This window comes from Pseudoalteromonas sp. 19-MNA-CIBAN-0066 (assembly GCF_040308705.1).
Lineage (GTDB): Bacteria > Pseudomonadota > Gammaproteobacteria > Enterobacterales > Alteromonadaceae > Pseudoalteromonas > Pseudoalteromonas nigrifaciens.
Genome location: NZ_JBEONZ010000455.1, coordinates 1 through 231, shown reverse-complemented (window position 1 = coordinate 231; position 231 = coordinate 1). Strand labels below are relative to the sequence as shown.

Genomic DNA, 231 nt, shown 5'->3' with positions numbered 1-231 from the left:
ATAGACGGCTCTACACTAACGCTTACTGGTACAGAGTACGAAATACTCACGCTATTGTGTAAAAATGCAGGTGAAGTGGTTAGTAAAGAGCAAATTAGTGAAGAAGTACTAGGTAGGCGTTTAGCTTCTTTTGATCGCTCTATCGATATGCATGTAAGTAATATCCGCAAAAAAATAGCAGAGCATATTCCAGGTGAGCGAATTAAAACAATGAGAGGTACGGGTTATGTC

Annotated in this window: 1 protein-coding gene; it reads left to right on the top strand. The window is 39.4% G+C overall.

Going from position 1 to position 231, the window contains the following annotated elements; all coding sequences use genetic code 11:
- Nucleotides 1-231: winged helix-turn-helix domain-containing protein (locus AAEZ18_RS19805; protein WP_352256167.1), on the top strand; the 231-nt coding region annotated here is incomplete at both ends.